General features: G+C 69.2%; 19 protein-coding genes. 11 read left to right on the top strand and 8 right to left on the bottom strand.

The genetic code is table 11. The features are described 5' to 3' along the window. Nucleotides 1-92: 92 nt before the first annotated feature. The 5 genes from MX659_RS00465 to purE all read left to right on the top strand — a co-directional run bounded on the left by MX659_RS00465 (nucleotide 93) and on the right by purE (nucleotide 5,318). Nucleotides 93-1,382 (top strand): adenylosuccinate synthase, encoded by a 1,290-nt coding sequence (locus MX659_RS00465; protein ID WP_267191527.1) that lies wholly within the window; start codon nucleotides 93-95, stop codon nucleotides 1,380-1,382. Nucleotides 1,383-1,629: 247 nt separating this feature from the next. Next, nucleotides 1,630-2,904 (top strand): phosphoribosylamine--glycine ligase, encoded by a 1,275-nt coding sequence (purD, locus tag MX659_RS00460; RefSeq protein ID WP_267191526.1) that lies wholly within the window; start codon nucleotides 1,630-1,632, stop codon nucleotides 2,902-2,904. 1 nt (nucleotide 2,905) lies between these two features. Continuing rightward, a complete protein-coding gene (locus MX659_RS00455) occupies nucleotides 2,906-4,246 on the top strand; it encodes a coproporphyrinogen III oxidase family protein (RefSeq protein WP_267191525.1) in 1,341 nt (446 codons plus the stop codon). Nucleotides 4,247-4,278: 32 nt separating this feature from the next. Then, the gene (locus MX659_RS00450; RefSeq protein WP_267191524.1) at nucleotides 4,279-4,854 is read left to right on the top strand and encodes a hypothetical protein; all 576 of its coding nucleotides are present in this window, start codon (nucleotides 4,279-4,281) and stop codon (nucleotides 4,852-4,854) included. A 2-nt stretch (nucleotides 4,855-4,856) separates the two neighbouring features. After that, nucleotides 4,857-5,318 carry a 5-(carboxyamino)imidazole ribonucleotide mutase gene (gene purE, locus MX659_RS00445; protein ID WP_267191523.1) on the top strand — a complete coding sequence of 154 codons (462 nt, stop codon included), beginning with the start codon at nucleotides 4,857-4,859 and terminating at the stop codon, nucleotides 5,316-5,318. A gap of 8 nt (nucleotides 5,319-5,326) precedes the next feature. Here purE and MX659_RS00440 read toward each other — a convergent pair whose 3' ends face one another. After that, nucleotides 5,327-6,829, bottom strand: coding sequence for a cell wall-binding repeat-containing protein (locus MX659_RS00440; protein WP_267191522.1), 1,503 nt, complete (start codon nucleotides 6,827-6,829; stop codon nucleotides 5,327-5,329). A 98-nt stretch (nucleotides 6,830-6,927) separates the two neighbouring features. Further along, nucleotides 6,928-7,140, bottom strand: a complete 213-nt coding sequence (locus MX659_RS00435; protein ID WP_267191521.1) for a DUF3221 domain-containing protein — start codon at nucleotides 7,138-7,140, stop codon at nucleotides 6,928-6,930. Nucleotides 7,141-7,175: 35 nt separating this feature from the next. On the opposite strand from MX659_RS00435, the gene MX659_RS00430 reads away from it, so the two are divergent. Genes MX659_RS00430 through MX659_RS00415 form a run of 4 tightly spaced genes read left to right on the top strand, consistent with a single transcriptional unit; the run spans nucleotide 7,176 to nucleotide 10,714 of the window. Continuing rightward, nucleotides 7,176-8,399 (top strand): ornithine cyclodeaminase, nickel-pincer nucleotide-dependent, encoded by a 1,224-nt coding sequence (locus MX659_RS00430; RefSeq protein ID WP_267191520.1) that lies wholly within the window; start codon nucleotides 7,176-7,178, stop codon nucleotides 8,397-8,399. A gap of 30 nt (nucleotides 8,400-8,429) precedes the next feature. Continuing rightward, the gene (gene msrB / locus MX659_RS00425; RefSeq protein ID WP_407674459.1) at nucleotides 8,430-8,879 is read left to right on the top strand and encodes a peptide-methionine (R)-S-oxide reductase MsrB; all 450 of its coding nucleotides are present in this window, start codon (nucleotides 8,430-8,432) and stop codon (nucleotides 8,877-8,879) included. 27 nt (nucleotides 8,880-8,906) lie between these two features. After that, nucleotides 8,907-9,182 carry a hypothetical protein gene (locus tag MX659_RS00420; protein ID WP_267191518.1) on the top strand — a complete coding sequence of 92 codons (276 nt, stop codon included), beginning with the start codon at nucleotides 8,907-8,909 and terminating at the stop codon, nucleotides 9,180-9,182. After that, nucleotides 9,152-10,714: a PAS domain-containing sensor histidine kinase gene (locus MX659_RS00415; RefSeq protein WP_267191517.1), complete on the top strand. Its 1,563-nt coding sequence runs from the start codon at nucleotides 9,152-9,154 to the stop codon at nucleotides 10,712-10,714. The genes MX659_RS00420 and MX659_RS00415 overlap by 31 nt, the downstream gene beginning before the upstream one ends. Here MX659_RS00415 and MX659_RS00410 read toward each other — a convergent pair. The 3 genes from MX659_RS00410 to MX659_RS00400 all read right to left on the bottom strand — a co-directional run bounded on the left by MX659_RS00410 (nucleotide 10,692) and on the right by MX659_RS00400 (nucleotide 14,820). Beyond that, complete coding sequence (locus MX659_RS00410) at nucleotides 10,692-11,621, bottom strand: LysR substrate-binding domain-containing protein (protein ID WP_267191516.1); 930 nt, start codon at nucleotides 11,619-11,621, stop codon at nucleotides 10,692-10,694. The genes MX659_RS00415 and MX659_RS00410 overlap by 23 nt on opposite strands. 233 nt (nucleotides 11,622-11,854) lie before the next feature. Next, complete coding sequence (locus MX659_RS00405) at nucleotides 11,855-14,167, bottom strand: winged helix DNA-binding domain-containing protein (protein ID WP_267191515.1); 2,313 nt, start codon at nucleotides 14,165-14,167, stop codon at nucleotides 11,855-11,857. Next, nucleotides 14,164-14,820 carry a thermonuclease family protein gene (locus tag MX659_RS00400; protein ID WP_267191514.1) on the bottom strand — a complete coding sequence of 219 codons (657 nt, stop codon included), beginning with the start codon at nucleotides 14,818-14,820 and terminating at the stop codon, nucleotides 14,164-14,166. Before MX659_RS00400 ends, MX659_RS00405 begins: the two co-directional genes overlap by 4 nt. A 91-nt stretch (nucleotides 14,821-14,911) precedes the next feature. Here MX659_RS00400 and MX659_RS00395 point away from each other — a divergent pair, with 91 nt between their 5' ends. Beyond that, nucleotides 14,912-15,487, top strand: a complete 576-nt coding sequence (locus MX659_RS00395) for a flavin reductase family protein (RefSeq protein ID WP_267191513.1) — start codon at nucleotides 14,912-14,914, stop codon at nucleotides 15,485-15,487. Between the two features lie 74 nt (nucleotides 15,488-15,561). Here the strand turns inward: MX659_RS00395 and MX659_RS00390 are convergent, their stop codons facing one another. From MX659_RS00390 to MX659_RS00380, 3 genes are all read right to left on the bottom strand, one after another. Beyond that, nucleotides 15,562-16,758: a radical SAM/SPASM domain-containing protein gene (locus MX659_RS00390; protein WP_267191512.1), complete on the bottom strand. Its 1,197-nt coding sequence runs from the start codon at nucleotides 16,756-16,758 to the stop codon at nucleotides 15,562-15,564. 111 nt (nucleotides 16,759-16,869) lie between these two features. Then, nucleotides 16,870-17,082, bottom strand: coding sequence for a YgaP family membrane protein (locus tag MX659_RS00385; protein ID WP_267191511.1), 213 nt, complete (start codon nucleotides 17,080-17,082; stop codon nucleotides 16,870-16,872). Then, nucleotides 17,079-17,636: an O-acetyl-ADP-ribose deacetylase gene (locus MX659_RS00380; RefSeq protein ID WP_267191510.1), complete on the bottom strand. Its 558-nt coding sequence runs from the start codon at nucleotides 17,634-17,636 to the stop codon at nucleotides 17,079-17,081. Before MX659_RS00380 ends, MX659_RS00385 begins: the two co-directional genes overlap by 4 nt. A 63-nt stretch (nucleotides 17,637-17,699) precedes the next feature. On the opposite strand from MX659_RS00380, the gene MX659_RS00375 reads away from it, so the two are divergent. After that, entirely contained in the window at nucleotides 17,700-18,860 is a 1,161-nt protein-coding gene (locus MX659_RS00375; protein WP_267191509.1) for an RtcB family protein, read from the top strand. Nucleotides 18,861-18,867: the final 7 nt, after the last annotated feature.

Below are 18,867 nucleotides of genomic sequence, written 5' to 3'. Positions count from 1 at the left end.
TGGGCGAAGCGGTCCGTCGGGTGGGCGTGGCCGCACGGCCTGGGAGCGGCTAGGGTGTCCGCGGGGCCGAGCACGCACGGGAGTTACCACGCATGCCAGGCATCGTGCTCGTCGGCGCTCAGTGGGGCGACGAAGGCAAGGGCAAGATCACGGATCTCCTCGCTGACGACTTCGACTACGTCGTCCGTTTCCAGGGCGGCAACAACGCGGGGCACACCGTCATCCACGCAGGCCGCACGCTCAAGCTGCACCTCATCCCGAGCGGCATCATGTACCCGCACATCACGCCCGTCATTGGCAACGGCTGCGTCATCGACCCGAAGGTGCTGCTCGAAGAGATGGACCGCCTCGAGGCCGACGGCATCTCCACGCACCGGCTGCTCGTATCGTGCAACGCGCACCTCATCATGCCGTACCATCGCGACCTCGACGGTGCGAGCGAGCGCCGGCTCGGCAAGCTGGAGATCGGCACGACGCGCCGCGGCATCGGTCCTGCGTACCAGGACAAGGCCTCCCGCATGGGGCTCCGCGTGCAGGACCTGCAAGACCCGCACATCTTCGTGAAGAAGCTCGAGGCGGCGCTGCCGGAGAAGAACGACATCCTCGAGAAGGTCTACGGGCTGCCGACCTACACGGTCGAGCAGATCGCCGAGGAGTACCTCGCGTACGCAAAGCGCATCAAGCCGCACATCGCAGAGACGAGCACGGTCATCAACCGCGCGCTTCGCGCCGGACAGTGGGTGCTCTTCGAAGGCGCGCAGGGAACGCTCCTCGACCTCGACCACGGCACCTACCCGTTCGTGACCTCGTCGAGCCCGACGGCAGGCGGCGCGTGCACGGGCACCGGCGTCGGCCCGAAGGCGATCGACCGGGTGCTCGGCATCGCCAAGGCGTACATCACGCGCGTCGGCTCCGGGCCGTTCCCCACCGAGCTGCACGACGAGACGGGCGAGCTTCTGACGCGCGTCGGCGGCGAGTACGGCACCACCACCGGCCGGCAACGCCGCTGCGGGTGGTACGACGCGGTGATCGTGCGGTACGCCGTGCAGGTGAACGGCCTTACAGACCTCGCGATCACGAAGCTCGACGTGCTCTCCGGGCTCAAGACCATAAAGGTGTGCGTGGCGTACGAGCACGACGGGCGCCGCTACAACGACCTGCCGTGCCACCAGTCGATCTTCCATCACGCGCGACCCATCTACGAGGAGCTGCCCGGCTGGGACGAGGACATCTCCGGCTGCCGCACGTTCGAAGAGCTGCCGAAGGCCGCGCGCGACTACATCACCTTCCTCGAAGACCTCGCCGAGGTGCCCATCTCGATCATCGCCGTCGGTCCGAGCCGCGAGCAGACCATCATGCGTCGCTGGGAAGGGCGCATGTAGGGCCGGGGCGTAGGGTCGGGGGCGGGGTCCGCCGCGAGTTCCGCAGCCGGGGGAGAACGACAGGCGGCGTCGTGGTGACGCCGCATGTCGTCCGAGGGGCCCCGGCGAGGACTGTCTGAGCGCCGGATCCCCCGCCCCCGCCCCCGCTCGCCGCTGACGACCGCGGGTGCGTCGCGTGCTCTGCTAAGATACCCGTACCGCGCGGCGCACGGTGCCGTGCGAGCCGTGGTCTTCCAAGGAGGTCCCCATGCGCGTCCTCGTCGTTGGCGGAGGCGGTCGCGAACATGCGATCGTCAGAGCGCTTGCCGAATCGCGTCACGCCCCTGAGCTCTTCTGCGCCCCAGGAAACGGCGGCACGGCCGAGATCGCGATGAACGTGCCGGTCGACCTCGAAGACCCCGGCAACGTGCTCGAGGTCGTGAACCGCATCGGCGGCGTCGATCTCGTGGTCGTCGGACCAGAGGCCCCGCTCGTCAGCGGGCTCGCGAACCTGCTGGCCGCATCCGGCGTCCCGTGCTTCGGGCCGAAGGCGTCAGCGGCCGAGCTGGAAGGCTCGAAGTGGTTCGCCAAGCGGCTGATGCTCGAGCACGGGATCCCCACCGCGCCGGCCGAGATGTTCGAGAACCGCGAGGACGCGGGCGCGTACCTCGCGGAGCACGGCGCGCCGATCGTCGTGAAGGCCGACGGGCTCGCCGCCGGCAAGGGCGTGACCGTCGCGCGCGACCTCGAGACGGCGATGCACGCCATCGAGGAGTGCTTCTCGGGAGCGTTCGGCGATGCTGGAGAGGTCGTGGTCCTCGAAGACCTGCTCGAAGGCCAGGAGTGCTCCTTGCTCGCGTTCACGGACGGCACGACGGTGGTGCCGATGGTGCCCGCGCAGGACCACAAGCGCGTGCGCGACAACGACGAGGGGCCGAACACCGGTGGCATGGGAGCGTACTCCCCGGTGCCGACCGTCGATGACGCCACGCTTGCCGAGATGACCTCCATCCTCGAGCGCACCGTGGCGGCGCTCCGCGAGCAGGGCATCGTGTACCAGGGGGTGCTGTACGGCGGATTCATGCTCACCGACGACGGCCCCAAGGTGCTCGAGTTCAACGTGCGGTTCGGCGACCCCGAAGCGCAGGTGGTCCTGCCGCGGCTGAAGACCGACCTGCTTGACGTCATGCTCGCGGTCGCCTCAGGGACGCTTGCCGACGTCCCGATCGAGTGGCGCGACGAAGCGGCGCTCACGGTGGTGCTCGCGAGCGGCGGCTACCCGGGCTCGTACGAGAAGGGCAAGCCGATATCGGGAATCGACGCGGCCCAAACGGTCCCGGGCGTCACCGTGTACCACGCAGGCACGAAGCGCGGGGACAACGGCACCATCTACACCGACGGCGGCCGGGTGCTCGACGTGACGGCCGTGGCTCCGACGCTCGCCGAGGCGCGCGAGCGCGCCTACGAGGCGGTCGCGAAGATCTCGTTCGAGGGCATGCAGTACCGCACCGACATCGGCGCACGCGCGCTTGCGGAGGCGTGACGTGCTCGCTGAGAGGCTGCTCACGCGCGCAGTCGAGTACGCGCAAGGGGCGTACTTCGCCGCTCGGCCCACGCCGGTGCCGTCGCTCCCTGAGCCGCGCCCCGGGCTGACGTACCTGCTCTACGCGCACGTGCCGTTCTGCGAGCGGCTGTGCCCGTACTGCTCGTTCAATCGCTTCCCGTTCGAGGAAGACCGCGCTCGCCGGTACTTCCGCAACCTGCGTGACGAGATGCGCATGGTGGCGGACCTCGGGTACGACTTCGCCGCGCTGTACGTGGGCGGCGGGACGCCCACCATCCTCATCGACGAGCTCACCCAGACGATCGACCTCGCGCGCGAGCTGTTCTCGATTCGCGAGGTCTCCACGGAGACGAACCCGAACCACCTCGTCCCGGAGAAGCTCGAGCCGCTGCGCGAGCGGGTCCAGCGCTTCAGCGTCGGCGTCCAGTCCTTCGACGACGGGCTGCTGAAGCAGATGGAGCGCTACGACAAGTACGGTTCGGGCGAGGAGATCCTGGCGCGGTTGCAGTCGATCGAGGGGTACTTCCACTCGCTCAACGTCGACATGATCTTCAACTTCCCGAGCCAGACAGAAGCGCACCTGCTGAGCGACGTCGAGATGCTGAAAGAGAGCGGCTGCAACCAGACGACCTTCTACCCGCTCATGGCGTCGCGTTCCGTGGAGGTGGCGCTGCGCCGGACGGTCGGCATGGTCGACTACTCGCGCGAGGCGCGCTACTACGCGCTTTTGTCCGAGGCGCTTTCCGACACCTTCGAGCACGCAACGGCGTGGACGTTCTCGCGGACGGGCGGCGGGATGATCGACGAGTACATCGTCGATTACGAGGACTACGTGGGCATCGGCTCGGGCGCGTTCTCGTACCTCGACGGTCGCATCTACGTGAACACCTTCTCGCTTCGCGACTACGACGAGGCGATCAGCGCCGGGCATCAGGCGGTGTCGCTCGGCTGCCGGCGCGCGACCCTCAAGGACCGCATGCGGTACCGGTTCTTGATGGAGCTGTTCGGGCTTGCGCTCGACAAGCGCGCGTTCGCGCGCGACTTCGGGGTGAGCGTGGAGCGCGGTCTGCCGCTCGAGATGGCGTTCTTCCGGGCGGTCGGCGCGTTCGAGCGCGACGACGACGAGGTGCTGACGCTTACGCCGAAGGGCCGCTATTTCACGGTGGCGATGATGCGCACGATGTTCGCGAATCTGAACAGCCTGCGCGACCGCGCGCGGGCCGCGCTCGCGCCAGACGAGCGCCAGCTGCTGTTCGGCGACGGCGCGCCAGCGTGCCCGGCGGGCGGCACGGACGAGACGCTCGGCACGCCGGCGCCATGAGCGCTGCAAGGGGATCGTACGGAAGGGAAGCGGTGAGAAAGCTCGTCACACTCGTAGTCGCGCTCGTGACGCTGATCGTGGCGGCCTCCGGCTGCGTCGATCAGACGCGCGCGGCGAACGAGGCGATCGCCCGCGCGAACGCGAAGGCAAGCGAGTACGCAGCGATCGACAGCGAGGTCACGAGGCTTCTCGACGAGGCGTCGTCGGTCGACTTCACGCCAGAAGGCGTCACGCCTGCGCTCGCGAAGCTCGACGAGGTGCGCGCGAAGATCGAGCAGCGCCAGAAGGTCGTGAGCGCGATGCGCGCGGAGTTCGCTTCCATCTCCTCGCTTCGCGTGAGCGACGAGGTGAAGCGGTACGCGACGATGCAGGTCGCCATCACCGACCTGCTCGCGCAGGCCGACGAGCAGGCGCTCGACCTCATCGACGCCACCAAGGCGTTCTATGAGCGCATCGCCTCCAAGACCGCTGACACCGAGGAGGGCGCGGCGCTCGCCGAGCGGCTTACGCAGGCAAGCGAGAAGATCGAGCAGCTGAGCAAGACGATCGCGCAGAAGCGCGCGGAGGCGGACGCGTACTTCGAGGAGCACCTGGCGGGAGGGAGATGATCATGAGCGAAACGCCGCTTGTCGGGATCGTCATGGGCTCGCAGTCGGACATGGCGGTGATGGAGGCGTGCGCGGCGCAGCTCGCGGAGTTCGGCGTGCCGCACGAGGTCGTCGTCGCTTCGGCGCACCGGCAGCCGGAGAAGGTCCGCGCGTGGGCTTCATCGGCCGTCGAGCGCGGGCTTCGCGTCATCATCGCTGCGGCCGGCAAGTCCGCGCACCTCGGCGGGGTCATCGCCGCGCACACGCCGCTTCCCGTCATCACTGTGCCGATGAAGACGAGCGACCTCGGCGGGATCGACTCGCTTTTGTCGATGGTGCAGATGCCCACCGGCGTTCCGGTCGCCTGCGTGGCCATCGACGGCGCCCGCAACGCCGCGATCCTCGCCACGCAGATCCTCGGAACGGGGATGCCGGAGTACCGCGAGCGCATCGCGGCGTACAAGGCGGCGCTCGCAGAAGGCTAGCCGAGCGGCTACTGCGGCGGGCGCACGGGCTCGAGCGCGAGTGCGATCGCGGTGCGCACGGTCGGCGTGAGCGCTGCGTCGCCGCCGAGCGTGAGCGGCGTGCCGATCTCAGCGCTGGTCTTCGCGAGCAGTGTCCACAGCTTGGGATACATCCGGTTCGTCGGCGTGAGCAGGAGCACGCCGTTGCGCGCCCCGGCCATCGCGCCGCCGGCGAGCGCGTCCGGGAATGTCTGGCCGGTGGCGATCGCGGGAGCCGCGTACGAAAGCCCGCACCGCTGCACTCCGAGCGCCGCCACGCGAAGCGCGGTGTCGTAGCGGTCGGGGCCTGCCACGCGCGTGACCGGGACGGCCAGATCGAGCGCCTCGGCGGCCGCGGCGGCCGTCTGCGTGGCGACGACGGCCTCGCCGCCGAGGACGTACACGCGCTGCGGGCGTGCCGTGACGAGCGTCGCCGACGCCTCTTCGGACAGCGCGTCCGGCCGGGTCAGCACAATCGGCCACCGGCTCGCATACGCGAGGGGAGAGGCCGAGAGCGCGTCGGGGAAGTCCTCGCCGGTGCACAGGAACGCCGCAGCCGGAGCTCCTGCCAGGCGCACGGTCTCGGCGGCGACGGCCTGCGCGGTCGCGTACCGGTCGCGTCCCGCGATGCGGCGGACGGACGTGACGCCTGGAACGGCGTTGAGGGCCTCGACGACGCTCGTCGCGACAGCGGACGGGCCGCCCACGACGACGACGCTGCGCGCGCCGAGCCGCTCGATCTCGCCGGCGACAGACGCCGGCAGCCGGGTGCTCGCTGACAGCAGCACCGGCCCTTCGAGCGCCCCTGCGAGCGCCGATGCGCTGAGCGCGTCAGGCCAGGTCTCGCCGCTTGCGACGACGACGACGCGCGCGCCGGCCGGGAACGCAGCTTTCGACGCAGCAACGGCCGTGTCGTACCGGTTGGCGCCCTCCACGCGCTGGATGTACGGCTCGTAGTCGATGCTGCCGGTGACGCCGTTGCGGCGGTACGGCACGTACGGCTGGTCGGCCGGCCAGCTCCAGTACGGGTACGGGGTCACGCGGACGACGGTTCCATCAGGCGTCGGCGTGGAGTTGCGGGACGCTGAGGAGCTCATCTCGTACGCGTAGTACAGCGTGCGCTCGGCGTTCGCCCACCCCCCGAAGAGCACGGCGTGGTTGTCGTAGCTCACGAGGGCATCGCCGGGCTGGAGCAGCTCGCGAGGCACGGCCGTCGAGATCAGGTGCAGCGTGCGCGTCGACATGCCCGGATGCGAGGTGAGCCAGGTCATCGACACGAAGCCGGAGCAGTCGCACCGCCAGCCCGTCGAAGCGGTGGCGGTCGCTCCGTTGTCGTCACGGTAGAAGGTCTGGCTGTAGGGGATCGCGAGACCGACCCACCGGCGCGCGCGGGCCATGACGTCGCTGCGCGAAAGCGCGGATGCTGGCGCGGGCGCAACCAGGGTTGCTGCGAATGCCACGGCGACACAGGCCGCGAGGGTTCTCCGATTCATGCTGCGTCTCCTCGCTTCGCTCAGGGACACAGCATACTCTATCGGCACGCGCCGGGCGGGGCTTCAGCCGGCGGTGACCGCCGTCACACGGCAGGCGCTCACTTCGCGGTGCGGATGACGACCGCGGTGGCCCACGCCTGCAACGGGTACGATTCGGCGACTTGGCCCGTCGTCCACACGTCGAGCGTCTGTCCGACGGCGATGTCCGAGAAGGCGGCTCGCTCGTAGGCGCCGCCGACCTCCCGCACTTTGAGACGCGCTTCGGGTGACGAAGGTTCGTGCGCTAGCCAGGAGACGTCGCCTTCCTGCATGATGGTACCCGCTCACTGCATAGGGAGGACGCGAGATGCCGCACAGACCGTATGAAGACGTGCACGTCGAGGGCCACCTCATCGACTCCGGGATCATGTCGCAGATCATGGACGCCATCGTCGCGCTGGGCGGGGAGTTCGAGACCCTGTCGTTCGAGGTCGGACGCACCAACGAGGACGTATCGCGCGCGGAGCTCCGGATCTCGGCGGCAAGCCAAGCTGAGCTCGACGAGATCATCACGGCGGTGCAGCCGTTCGGCGTCGAGCCGCTCCACCCGACAGACGCGGCGTTGGCTCCGGCGCCGAACGACGGCGTCTTCCCCGACGGTTTCTACGCCACCACGAACTTGGAGACCGCGGTGCGCGTGGGCGGACGCTGGATCCGCGTCGAGCATCCCGAGATGGACATGGGCATCAAGGTCGATCCGGGCCTGCCCCACGCCGAGACGGTCGCGCTTTCTGACGTCCGGGAAGGCGACCTCATCGTCGTCGGCCACGACGGCATCCGCGTCCGGCCGCTCGAGCGGCCGCGCTCAGGGCAGGTCTTCGAGTTCATGAACTCGGCGGTGTCGTCCGAGAAACCGAAAGCGCAGGTCATCGCCGAGATCGCACGGCTGCTCGACGAGGTGCGTGCGCAGGGGAGGGACGTGATCGCCGTCGTCGGGCCGGCCGTCGTGCACACCGGTGCGGTGGAGCACCTGGCGCGGCTCGTCCGTTCGGGACACGTCACGGTGCTGTTCGGGGGCAACGCGGTGGCGGTGCACGACATCGAGGCCGCGCTCTTCGGCACCTCGCTCGGTGTCTCGCTGAAAGACGGCGTTCCTGCCGTGGGCGGCCACGACCATCACCTTCGGGCCATCAACACGATCCGGGCGCTTGGCGGCATCCGCCAGGCGGTGGAAGCGGGCGTGCTCAGAAGCGGCCTCATGCACACGCTCGTCACCACAGGAACGCCGTTCGTGCTCGCGGGGTCCATCCGCGACGACGGGCCGCTTCCCGACGTCATCACCGACACGGTCGAGGCGCAGCGGGCGATGCGCGCGCACTGCCAGAAGGCCGGCGCGTGCATCATGCTCTCGACGATGCTGCACTCCATCGCTACGGGCAACATGCTTCCGGCGAGCACGACGACGATCTGCGTCGACATCAACCCCGCCGTCGTCACCAAGCTCTCCGACCGCGGAAGCTTCCAGACCATCGGCGTGGTGACCGACGTCGGGCTGTTCTTGGAGCAGTTGGCAGACGACCTCGGCGCGTGACCCCGAAGTGGGTATGTAGCCCGTATGGACATGTCATCGTGGCGCCCAAGCCGGCGCAACCAGGATCGCGACGAGATCGTCGAGCGCACCGAAGACGAGTGGCGGAAGCTCCTTTCGCCCGAGGAGTACCGTGTGCTCAGGGAGGCCGGCACCGAGCCGCCCTTCTCTGGCGAGTACGTGGATCTCGACGCCGAGGGAACCTACCGGTGCCGCGCCTGCGGCAACCCGCTCTTCTCCTCGCAGGCGAAGTACCACTCCGGTTCTGGCTGGCCGAGCTTCTTCGAAACGCTCTCGCCAGACGCGGTGCGCCTTCGCAAGGACACGAGCCACGGGATGACGCGCACCGAGGTGCTGTGCGCCCGGTGCGGGTCCCACCTGGGGCACCTGTTCACCGACGGACCCAGGCCGACCGGCCTCAGGTACTGCATGAACTCGCTTTCACTTTCCTTCGAGCCCGCGGAAGCCGACAATACGGAGTGATGCGGTCGCCGTCGGAGGGGACGTAGCGTGGCTCAGCCGAGCGAAGTCGTCGACCTCGTGGTCGCGCTGTTCTTGGCGCCCATCATCATCTCGGGTCTTCGGGGGTTGTCCTCCCCGGCCCGCGGGCTGATCGTCGCGTTCGTGTGCTGCCTGCTCGTGGCGCTGACCGCGACCATCGCGGAGGGCTTCGTGCTGTACGACGTCTTCAACACCCTCGAGCACGCGATGTACGCGGCCGCGGGTCTCATCGCTGCGGCTATCATGATCGTCGCGTGGCGATCTCCGGGGGCGTGGCGGGAGTGAGCGCAGAGCCCGTCATCGTCGCGTGCGACGTCGTGGCGTTCTTGGGGTTCTTCGCGGCGTTCGCCGCCGCTTCGCGCATGCCCGTCCCAGACGTCGACGTGCGCGCGGCCCGCGTCATCCGCGGCCTTGTGCTCGCAGCGCTCGGCGTCTACGCGTTCACGGCCGTCTCGAACGTCTTGGAGCACGCCCGCATCACGGCCGCGCTCGATCCGTACGAGGACTACATCGAGATCCTGGTATTCCCGCTCATCGCGTACGCGCTGCACGAGGCGCAGGTCGCAGTCGAGGCGTTCCGCCGCACGCAGGCGGAGGAGAGCCTGGAACGAGAGCACGCGTTTCTCAGCACGGTCATGCGGATCTCGCCGGTGGGCGCCATGATCGTGGATCGCGACGGCAGGATCACCTTCGCCAACCAGACCGCCCAGGACCTGCTCGCGCTGCGGCAGCTCGATGACGGGACATTCGGATTCGAGGCGGAGATGCGGTGCGCACCGATGCGGCCCGGACAGGCGCATGCGCTCGACCTCGTCTCGCTGGGCACAGGAGCGGTACTGAACGCAGTGCTCTGCGCGATCGATGTGGGAAGCCGGCACCTGGTGGTCTCCGTCTCCTCGACGCCTGTCCCGCCGACGGGTCGGGAAGGGTCGGCTTCCCCAGGCACGCTCGTGCTGGTTGAAGACGTGACGGAGCGCGAGACGGCGCGCCAGGAGCTGTTCGACGCGCAGGTGCGCTACGCCGAGGCGCTCGAAAGCGCCGTTGACGCGCGGACCGGCGAGCTGCTGAAGGCCAACGAGGAGCTGCGCGAAGCGGCACGGGCCAAAGAGTGTCTGCTGGCGAACGTCAGCCACGAGCTCAAGACGCCGCTCAACGCCGTGATCGGGTTCTCTGACGTGCTCGCAAGCGGGCTTGCAGGACCGCTCACTGAGGAGCAGTCCAAACAGGTCGCGATGATCCAGGAGGCCGGTCGACAGCTCCTGGATCTCGTGGAAGAGCTTCTGGAGGCCCAGCGGCTGGAGTCGAGCGAGGCGATCATCGAGGCCGTGCCCACAGACGTGGCGTCGCTTGCGCGGTCGACGGCCGAGATGCTCATGCAGTTCGCGTCAGCGAAAGGGCTCGAGCTGCGCGTGGAGGCGCCCGAGCGCCTGGAGGCGACGACCGATGGGCGTCTGGTGGGGCAGGTGCTGCGGAACCTCGTCTCGAACGCCATAAAGTTCACGAACCACGGCAGCGTCATCGTCCGCGTCGAGGACGCAGGCGACCGCGTCCGCATCGTCGTCGAGGACACCGGCATCGGCATCCCCGAGGCCGCGTTGCCGCGCATCTTCGACGCGTTCGTGCAGGTGCCTGGCTCGCGCGGGGAGAAACCGGAAGGTACCGGGCTCGGCCTTGCCATCTGCAAGCGCATCGCCGAGGCGCTGGGCGGCACGATCGTGGTCGAGAGCAGTCCCGGCGCCGGCTCCACCTTCACGGTCGAGCTGCCGAAAGGCCCCGGAGGGAGGGCTGCGAGCTTCACGCCGTCCCAGAACGCGTGAGATCGCACGCAAGGTTGGCCGCCGCGCTGCGAAGCGCTTCGAGGGCGGCCGAGATCGCAGGGCGCTCGGCGCTGCCGTTCCGGACGACGGCGTGCACGTGGCGGCGCATCGGCACGTCGACCGGCTCGCGGACGACGACGCCAGGGTAGTCCGCGAACAGCGCGGTGGGAACCACGATCGCGACGCCGAGACCCGCTTGGACTGCGGCGAGGATGACCTGGTAGTCGTTGCTGTGGAGGTCGACTCGGGGGTCGAAGCCTGCGTCGTTGCAGATGCGGACGACGACCTCCAGGAACGACGAGCCGTCGTGGCCGACGATCCACTGCTCCTGCGAGAGGTCGGCCACGCGCAAGTCGCCTGCGGTGCGCGGGTGGTCCGCTGGCAGCGCGATCGAGATCGGCTCGCTGAAGAGCAAGAAGCGCTCGGTGGCAGGATCGAGGCGCTCTGGCAGCCGGTCGAAGCTGTAGGTCACGACGACGTCGAGCTCACCTGCCTTGAGCATCGGCAGGCTTTGCTCGGGCTCGAGGTCCACCATGGACACGGCGAGGTCGGGGTGTTCGGCCTTGAGCTTCGCCAGCGCTGGCACCAGCACCGCACGCGCAGCGGTGGGGAAGGCGCAGGTCCGCAAGGGACCGAGAAGCCCGTGCGCGTAGGCGTCGAGGTGCGCTTCTGCGCGCTCGATCTCCGCGAAGATGCGCTCGGCGTCCTCGACGAGCGCTCGACCCGCGGGCGTGAGCTGCACCCGCCGGCCGACCCGCTCGAGGAGCGGCACCTTCGCTTCGCGCTCCAGCAGCGCGAGCTGCTGCGAGACCGCGGACGGCGTCAGGAACAGCGCGTCGGCCGCCGCGGCGATGGTGCCGCGGGCCGCGACTTCGCGCAAGAGGCGGAGGCGGTTGACGTTCAGCATCGTAAGTGCATCTTACGATAAAGCACACAAAGAGTGAATGGAATTCATGCTTGCTCCGTCCGATACTACGCAGTGAAGCGTTCTTCGAACGCGACGTGTGCGGGCGTCCCTCCCCTCCCCCCACCCCGCGCCTGCACACGGCTTGCGCGCGGCACCGCCTGAGAACCTGCCGTGCGATGCGCAGCACCCGGCCCCTCCCGGGTGCTGCATCGTTTCTGCGGGCATGCGAGCGTTCACGTGGAAAGCGGGTGCGCAAGCACGTGGAGGGGAGCGTCGCGGACCTCAGGAGCGTCCGACGTCCAGCTCGGGGCGCCATTCGCACCGAACGCCAGCGTGAGCGCTTCGGCGCGCGCTTCCACCGCGCGGCGCTCCGCTTTGCTGAGCGCAGAAGCAGCGTGCAGAAGCAGGGCGCCGTCAACCGCGAGGTCCCAGACTCCGCGCACGGTGCCGTCGACGAGGATCGCAGGAGCCGAGCGTCCGCGTGCGTCGAACACGAAGCGACGCACGGCGTCCGGTACGAAGAGCGATCGCTGCCTGCGCGAGGCGAGGAGGGCGTCGCCTGCCGGGAGAAGCGCGACAGCGGGGCGTGCGGCGATGGCTGCCGATTCGAGCTCGTCGGCGTCGGCGAGGTGGACGAACGCGGGCTGGTCGAAGCCCTCGACGCTGACGAGAACGAGCTCGTCGCCGAGGTCGTGCAGCGCTTGGGCCGCGCGTCGAGGCCCGAGGCCGGTCCACCACGCGACGTCGGCCTCGGTGACGGGCGCGTACGCTCGGACGTACGCCCGCACCAGGTCTCGGGCGGCCGCGTCTTCGTCGAGCGCGTCCAGGCGCACGCCAGGAAGCGCGTGGTCGAAGCGCACGTACCGGGTCCGATGCCCGAACGGACCGTCCTCGGGCAGGTCGCGCAACGCGAGCCCCTCGTTGCACATATGCGCGAGCACGGCCGACAGGTCGACGTGCGGGCGCAGCCGTTCGCGGATCGCGCGCACGCTGAGCGACCCTTCTGCGAGCGCGTCGAGCACCTGACCCGCGACGATTTCGTAGTGGCGGGCGCTCACGCCGCGCGATCCTAAGAAGCGCGCCGAGTGGTGGCGGACCGCACGCCCGGTCGCCGCAGCGACCACGGGGAGCGCATCGCTCCTGACGACGTGCAGGACGCCGCGCATGCAGCGGAACAACACGAGCGAGCGGCGGTCGTACAGCGCCTCCACGGTCTGGTCCAGTGCTCGGATGCCGAGACGGTCGGTGGCAGCGATGTACGGCCCCCGCGGTTCGAGGACGGGAATCGCCACGGTGTCTGCCACGAGCGTCTCGGGGGTCGCCTGGATCCACGGCGTGCCGATGTGCTGCCGCTGGAGCTGCCGAGCGATGACGGAGGCCGAGGGGTACGCGGGGCGATGTGCGAGCACGGCACACGCGAATCGGTCGCGCTCGGACGCAGACTCGCGCGCGGGCGCCTTCGACTCGACGACCTCGGCGGCGGCGATCTCGTCCGCGAGCTCCATGAGGGGTTCGAGAGCCGCTCGCACGAGGGCGCTTGCGAGCGGGGAGGGCTCGCCCTTCCTGCCGATCGACAGGTCGCGGAAACCCGGCGTGACGCGCACGGGCACGACGCGGCCGCTGCTGTCGGTGTTCGCGTCGATCAGCGCGGCGGCGAGCTCGACCACGGCCTGGCGGCTCGCAGGGTCGCCGGCTCGAGCCGACCAGACGTCCGAGAACGGCGCGACGGCCTCGATCACGCCGAGCGCGTCGTACCACAGGTGCGGCCAGCGGACGGTCACGAACTGGTAGCCGTGTCCGAAGCCGCTGGGACGCGCCTCGGCGCGCCGACGCCACGCTGCCAGGAGCGAGCGTGCGGCATCTTCGGCGAGCGCAGGCCGCTCGGATGCAGGAAGCGCGGCGAGCGCGCGAAGCGCAAGGACGGTGGCGTGCGGGCACATCTCGCAGTCGCGCGAGCTGAACAGCCGCAGGCGTCCTGCACGCGCCTCGCAGCACCATGCGCGCCCGAAGTCCGATCGGCGCATGTCGATGAGCATCTGCTCGAGGGCGCGCTCGACGCGCGCGTCATCGCGAAGACCGAACCGCAGCGCGACTTCGATCGCGGAATGCGATTCGCACAGCGCCGGGGCAGGCACCGCTCGGGCGCTGTCTGCAGGCCGGACACTGACGAGGCGGCCATGCCGGTCACGGTGCGCGATAAGGCTCTCCAGAGCAGCGTCCACGCCGGGGAAATCGCCTGTCCGCACGCCAAGATCGTGCAGCACGCGAAGCGCGTTGGGCAGGTAGCGCACCGAGTCGCGGCGGTCGAACGCGTCGGTTGCCCAACCAGGGAGCGTCGCGACAAGCTCGTGCACGATCCGCGTCGCGATGCTCGCCTGCCGGTCGGCTGCGGCATCAGGGGAATCTTCCGGCTCATGGAGGATGCGGGTCCTCGCGACGAAACGCGCCGCCGGCTCGTCGGAATCGAGGATCCACGCGACGAGGTCGGCTCCGAGAAGCCCGGCTGCTCTCGCCGCGCGCGCAGAGGCGGCGTCCGGGGCGGTCATCGCGGCTCGATCCCCCACAGGCCGCGTCCTGCCGAACGCGCTTCTTCGACGCACGCGGCGAACACGTGGGCGTAGCGCACGTTCGGCGGGACGGTCATCTGCGTGGCGTACCCGTCCAGCGCGAGCCGCGCGTTCAGCATCTTGCTGCGCGCTTCGCGGGCCGGGTCGCCGGTCGGCAGCGCAAGCCAGACGTAGGCGAGGAGACGGCCGTAGCGGTCGCGCAGGCCGGCGTCGGTCTCGAGCCACACGCGGCGCCCCCGCGGAAGGAGCCGCTTCGTGTATGCCGACGCTTCGGCGCCGTACGGCTCGTGCTCGATCGTCGATTCAGGCGTGTCGACCCCGATGAAGCGCACCTTCTCCTGGCGCCCGTCTGCGAGCCGGAACACGGCAGTGTCGCCGTCGACGACGCGAACGACGACCGCCTCGGTCGCTTCTACGGCAGCGATCCCGGCATCGCCGCCGTCCCCTGTGTACGCGGGAAGGGACGGCTCGTCGCTTGCGGTCGCAACCGCAGCGGCAGGCGGCGTCGCGGCCGCTGAGCCTCCGCTCGGTTCGGGCGACCAGACCGCCTGCGGCTCGCATCCCGCGAGCGCGAGCGCGACGACGAGCAGCGCGGCCGCTGCGGCGGCCCGGCCGCGCATGCGTGTGAGCAACCTGCTATCCTTCTGCACCACGCCTCCAGGCGACAGGTCCTGCGGCGTCAGCATACACCGTGTGTCTGACGCCAGGAGAAGGGAGCCTTCGGTGAAAAAGCGTCTCGGCCCGCGCGAGCTGCTCTACCCGATGCCGGCCGTGTTCGTGGCAAGCGCGGCGGACGGCGAGGTCGACGTCATGGCGGTCGCCTGGATCGCCATAGCTGGCTCCAAGCCGCCGAGCGTGATGCTGTCCGTCAGACCCACGCGGCGGACCTTCGAGCTCATCGAGCGCTCCGGCGAGTTCACGGTGAACACGCCGCGCGCCGACATGGCCGCCGAGCTCGACTTCGCCGGCATCGTGAGCGGCCGGACGGTCCCCGACAAGCTCAAGGAGGCCGGGCTCACGCCGCTCCCGGGCTCGGTGGTGAGCGCCCCCATCATCGCCGAGTGCCCGCACAACCTGGAGTGCACGGTGATGCGCATGCTCGAGCACGGCGATCACGTCATCGTCATCGGCGAGATCGTGGAGACGCACGTCGACGCGGACGTCTTGGACGAGACCGGCGCCAAGCCGCTTGCGGACCGCATCGACCCGCTCGTCTACGTCCCGACCGTGCGGGAGTACCGGCGGCTCGGGGAGAAGGTCGCCGACGCGTACTCGGTGGGGAAGCGCTACACCGGCTGAGACGGGAGTCGCAGCGGTCTGGGGCCACGGGCTGAGTCACTGGCCGCAACCGCCAGGAGCCACGCGCTGAGTCGCTAGCCGCAACCGCCCGGAGCCATGCACGGGGCTGCGGGGCTCGGACGCGGCTCGCGCATGACGTCGTGCGAGGAAAGCGTGCGCTCCTTGTCGCGCCGCAGGATGCAGGTCGTGTCCTCGGCGAACGGATCGCCGAACTGCTGCCACGCCTTCGTGCGGCAGCCGCGGCAGATGCGCGTGTACTCGCATTCCTCCGGCGAGCACGCCCCTTTCGATTCGGTGAGGTCGAGCCGGTAGAGGGCCTGAACGGCCTCAGTAAGCGACATCTCGCGGACGTTGCCGACCACCCAGTCCTGGGCGAACTGGCACGGCATGATGCCGCCTTCAGAGTTGATGTTCATGTGGCCCTTGCCGACCGGGCAGGCGCTCATCGTCTTCAGGCGCTCGAGGCCCTTCGTGACGTCGACGCCGCGCTCGAGCAGGCGTTCGGCCATGTACGGGATGATGGAAGGCAGCGCCCCGATGTCGTACTCGAGCTTCTGGTCCGGATCGAGCACGTCTTCGATGATCCAGTCGGCGAGCTCGCGCCACTGGTCGTCGCTCACGCGCGCGTCCTCCTCGCCTTCGGACCGGCCGCTGGTGATGAGGTCGCAGATGTAGATGAGGCCGCAGTCCAGGTCCTTCGCGGTCTGGATGAGGTCGTAGATGTAGGGCCAGGTGTCCTTGGAAAGCGCCGTCTTCAAGACGACCCCCACGCCTTCTTCGCGCAGGATCCTGATGGCTTCGATGACGCGTCTGCGCGTGCCCGGCACGCGCACCATGGCATCGTGGAACTCGTCCGGGCCGTACAGCGAGGTCGCGATCCAGCGCACGCCGTTCTCTTTGAGCCGGCGGGCCGCGTCGCGGTCGATGAGCGTGCAGTTCGTGGAGATCGTCGGCCGGATGCCCTGCCGGTGCGCTTCTTCGAGGATGTCCCAGAAGTTCGGCCGCACCATCGGCTCGCCGCCTGACAGGAAGAGCATCGGCACGCCGACCTCGCCCATCTGCTTGACGAGCGCGATGGCCTCGTCGTCAGACAGCTCGTTCGGCCTGCGGTGGCCGTCGGCCGCCATGTAGCAGTGCTCGCAGAGCAGGTTGCAGCGGTTCGTGATGTTCCAGATGATGTCGGACGGCCGCCCGAGGGAAGCGGCTTTGAATGCCTTATCTTCGATCTCGGACAGCGGACCGTTGAAGAACAGCGAGCGGACGTGCGCCATGGCTGGTGCCTCCTGAGCTTTGTCGGCGCCCCGTGCCGGCGAGGCGGAAATCGTGCAGTGTGCACTCTACCGCGTCAGCACGGGCCGTGCCAGGGGAGGCCGAGCCGCTCGCTACTTCTCGCAGCCTTTCGCCATCTTGCAGGTGTCGATGCCGAAGACCTTATAGAGCAGGCAGAACCCCGTGGCTGCGGTGACCGCCATGACGATTGCGAGCACGTACAGGACGATCGAGAGCGCGCCCGTCGTGCTGTAGCCGCCAAAGGCGAATGCCACGGCAAGCACGAGCCTGACGATCCGGTCAGCAGTGGATTCGTTGCGCTTCATGTCCTCCTCCGTTCTTCTCGGGCACTCTCTTCTTCCCGTTCCAGCCGCTCGCGGTAGAGGTGGGCGTCCTCGTCGTCGTAGCAGCAGAAGATGACGTGGCGAGGGAGCTCATGCTCGTCCAGCCACTCGCTCACGGCCTCGACCGCCGCGTCGCAGGCTGCTGCCTTCGGGTACCCGTACGCTCCGGTCGAGATGGCAGGGAACGCGACGGTCTCGGTGCCGCGGCTCGCCGCGAGTGCAAGGGAGTTGCGGTAGCACGCTTCGAGGAGCTCGCGTTCGCCGTGCGTGCCGCCGCGCCACACCGGTCCGACGGTGTGGATGACGTAGCGTGCTTTCAGGCGGTGGCCGCCGGTGATGCGCGCCTCGCCCGTCGGGCACCCGCCGATCAGGCGGCACTCCTCCAGAAGCCCCGGGCCGGCGGCGCGGTGTATAGCCCCATCGACGCCGCCGCCCCCGAGAAGGGTGCTGTTGGCGGCGTTGACGATGGCGTCGACGTCGAGCTCCGTGATGTCGCCGACCACGACCGTCATCCTGTCCAGCGTCGCTCGCTTCATGCGTCCTCCCAGTCGCACGCCTGTGGGTAGATACTTACCCGCGGTCCGACCAGGAGGTGCACGGTGCGCACCATCACGACCGAACGCGTCCCCATCTACGTGTGGGGCGAGATCGACGATCCCGACACGCTTGCGCAGGCGCGCAACATCGCGAACCTGCCGTTCGCGCACCACCACGTGGCGCTCATGCCTGACGCGCACGTGGGCTTCGGCATGCCGATCGGCGGCGTGTTCGCGGCCGCCGGGCAGGTGGTGCCGCACGCGGTGGGCCTGGACATCGGCTGCGGGGTGCGCGCGTTCAAGACGGACCTGCAGCGCGACGACGTGGAGCCAGTGCTCGACGACGTGCTCCACGCCATCATGCGCGACGTTCCCCAGGGTTTCGATTGGCACCACGAGAGCCAAGCGCACCGCACCGACGTGTTCGACGAGGTGCCCGACTCGCCCGTGCTGCGCGCTGAGAAGGCGAGGGCCGAGCGGCAGGCCGGGACGCTGGGCGGCGGCAACCACTTCATCGAGCTGCAACAGGACGCCGACGGGTTCGTGTGGGTGATGATCCACTGCGGGTCGCGCAACGTCGGCAAGCAGGTGGCCGAGCACTACGATGCAATCGCGCGCGATCTGAATCGCCGGGAAGGCTCGCCTGTGCCGCCGCAGTGGGGTCTCGCGCACCTCGACGTGCGAAGCGCGGTCGGCAGCGAGTATCTAGCGGCGATGGGGTGGTGCCTGCGGTTCGCCAAGGAGAACCGGCGCCTCATCGCAGAATCGGTGCGAGACGTCCTGCGACGTCGCTTCGGCAGCGTCTCGTTCGCGCCGGACGTGGATGTGCACCACAACTACGCGTCGACGGAGACGCACTTCGGACGCGACGTGATCGTGCACCGGAAGGGTGCCGTGCACGCGCGCGGGACGGTGGTCGTCCCGGGCTCGATGGGGACGGCGAGCTACATCGCGGAAGGTCTCGCGAACCCGGACTCCTTCGAGTCGTGCAGCCACGGTGCAGGGCGCGCGCTCGGCAGGCGGGAGGCGATGCGTCGCCTGAAGCGCGACGAGGTGCTGCGCGACCTCGAGCGTCGCGGCGTGCACCTCGCCAAGGGCCGCCAGCACGACGTCGCCGAGGAGGCGCCGCAGGCGTACAAGGACATAGAGTCCGTGATGGCCTGGCAGCGCGATCTCGTCAGGCCGCTCGTCCGGCTCACCCCGCTCGGCGTCGTCAAGGGATGAGGGGCTA

The organism is Parvivirga hydrogeniphila (assembly GCF_023371205.1).
In the GTDB taxonomy this organism is placed as follows: domain Bacteria; phylum Actinomycetota; class Coriobacteriia; order Anaerosomatales; family Anaerosomataceae; genus Parvivirga; species Parvivirga hydrogeniphila.
This window is presented reverse-complemented; position numbering and strand designations above follow the sequence as displayed.

What these genes read in the sequence shown, in the direction of transcription:
- MX659_RS00465 (WP_267191527.1), top strand. Translation starts at nt 93, where the DNA reads ATGCCAGGCATCGTGCTCGTCGGCGCTCAGTGGGGCGACGAAGGCAAG.
- purD (WP_267191526.1), top strand. Translation starts at nt 1,630, where the DNA reads ATGCGCGTCCTCGTCGTTGGCGGAGGCGGTCGCGAACATGCGATCGTC.
- purE (WP_267191523.1), top strand. Translation starts at nt 4,857, where the DNA reads ATGAGCGAAACGCCGCTTGTCGGGATCGTCATGGGCTCGCAGTCGGAC.
- MX659_RS00440 (WP_267191522.1), bottom strand. Translation starts at nt 6,829, where the DNA reads ATGAATCGGAGAACCCTCGCGGCCTGTGTCGCCGTGGCATTCGCAGCA.
- MX659_RS00435 (WP_267191521.1), bottom strand. Translation starts at nt 7,140, where the DNA reads ATGCAGGAAGGCGACGTCTCCTGGCTAGCGCACGAACCTTCGTCACCC.
- MX659_RS00430 (WP_267191520.1), top strand. Translation starts at nt 7,176, where the DNA reads ATGCCGCACAGACCGTATGAAGACGTGCACGTCGAGGGCCACCTCATC.
- msrB (WP_407674459.1), top strand. Translation starts at nt 8,430, where the DNA reads ATGTCATCGTGGCGCCCAAGCCGGCGCAACCAGGATCGCGACGAGATC.
- MX659_RS00410 (WP_267191516.1), bottom strand. Translation starts at nt 11,621, where the DNA reads ATGCTGAACGTCAACCGCCTCCGCCTCTTGCGCGAAGTCGCGGCCCGC.
- MX659_RS00405 (WP_267191515.1), bottom strand. Translation starts at nt 14,167, where the DNA reads ATGACCGCCCCGGACGCCGCCTCTGCGCGCGCGGCGAGAGCAGCCGGG.
- MX659_RS00390 (WP_267191512.1), bottom strand. Translation starts at nt 16,758, where the DNA reads ATGGCGCACGTCCGCTCGCTGTTCTTCAACGGTCCGCTGTCCGAGATC.
- MX659_RS00385 (WP_267191511.1), bottom strand. Translation starts at nt 17,082, where the DNA reads ATGAAGCGCAACGAATCCACTGCTGACCGGATCGTCAGGCTCGTGCTT.
- MX659_RS00380 (WP_267191510.1), bottom strand. Translation starts at nt 17,636, where the DNA reads ATGAAGCGAGCGACGCTGGACAGGATGACGGTCGTGGTCGGCGACATC.